Raw genomic sequence first — 1,588 nt, 5'->3', positions numbered from 1 at the left:
CTCGGGCGGGCAGGCGATGGTGAAGTTTGCCGCCGTGACGGCGGGCCTGAGCCTGAGCGCCTCGGACTTCCTGGTGGTGTGACCGGCCGCCTATGAAAGCAAAGAGGGCGCGGCGAAAGCCGCGCCTTTTTCTGAGATGTGAAGACCATGGGCGCTTATGGATACCGAGGTGAGAAAGCTCGCATCCGTCGGTATTGAATAGGGCCTCGGCTTTTTTGTTCAGGCACCCCGTTACTCATGACTGCGGCTGTGAGATCTGTGGATAACAAATCACGCTCTGCTCAGTCTTGGAGATTCCTTCCGGAATCCGAGGCCGGATTTTTATCAGCCCACCGGTCTAATTCTTCGGCATCCTTCGAAACGCGTATCCCATGTCCTAGGAGATGTGGTGTCCCTGCATCGATGGGACCCCAGCCGTGGCTGTTGACCGTCTCCTGCACTCGCCGGTTCAACTCAAACTCGCGCTTTTCGAGAACATCCCACAGTGAAGCGAGTCTCGCTTCGCCGTGCGGGTATGCGCGCGAACCGGGATAGGGGAAAGAACCCAGGGGCCGGCGCCGCATCCCGGAGGATCTAGCGGCGACGTAAGCCGCAGCGATCGGGCTAGGTGCACAAACAAGGAAAGACTCCATTGTTGCGTGTAAAATAAAACGATGTAACATTCGATTGTGGGTGGGCTGGCTGTCCCTTACCGGGTGAGCCGCCGTCGCGATTGTACCAGCATCGTAGGAGAAGTGACGTGGCAACCAACGAACTTTCAACCCTCGAATGGGAGTACCTCCGATACGCCGCTATCTGGGGCGTACCGCTCTTAGGATACGGCGAAGGGGATGATGGCGGTGGAGGACCCGGCGGAAGCACTGACGGCGGGGGAACCGGAGGCACGGATGGCGGCACTGGGACTGGGGGGAGCGGAACCGGCGACGGCGGATCGGGAATTCCGGCCGATCTCCCGACCGAAATGACGGTGGCCGGACGCGACTACGACGTGATTCCCGTCGGCAAGCGCGTCTATCTTGTCATCAAAGGGACTGAGGAGGGCCGAACCGTCCTGGAGATGACCGTCGATGCGAATGGCGAAAGATCCTACGATGTCGTCACGTCGGATTTCTGGGACAAGTACCGCATCGTCAGCGACAGGCCCGATGGCGGAACCGGCGGCGGCAGGCCCGATGGCGGAACCGGCGGCGGTACGCCCGATGGCGGAACCGGTGGTGGCACGCCCGACGGTGGAACCGGCGGCAGTACGCCCGACGGCGGAGCCTCGACAGAGATCCGTCACATCTCGACCCTCGTTCAAATCGCCACGGGTTATCTCGTTCTGAAGACCACCATCGGCACCGCCGGAAACGACGTGTTTCAAGGCGAGGGCGAGCTGATCGCGGGAGACGGCGACGATGACGTTACGGCCAGTGCGAAAGCGGATTTCGTCATAGGTGGCGCCGGCCAGGACACCCTGCGTGGAATGGATGGGGACGACCGTCTCTTCGGCGGCGCCGGCCACGACGTCCTGAACGGCGGCGCCGGTGACGATCTATTGTACGGCGGCGCGGGCGTGAACCGGCTCGTCGGCGGCGAGGGCTTCGAT

1 protein-coding gene is annotated in these 1,588 nt (G+C 62.0%); it reads left to right on the top strand.

From position 1 onward, the window contains the following. Positions 1-739: 739 nt before the first annotated feature. Positions 740-1,588: calcium-binding protein (locus VB672_RS22545; protein ID WP_442932166.1), on the top strand; the 849-nt coding region annotated here is incomplete at its 3' end.

Origin of the sequence: Microvirga sp. CF3016 (genome assembly GCF_036314085.1) — a bacterium.
GTDB lineage: Bacteria > Pseudomonadota > Alphaproteobacteria > Rhizobiales > Beijerinckiaceae > Microvirga.
This window is presented reverse-complemented; position numbering and strand designations above follow the sequence as displayed.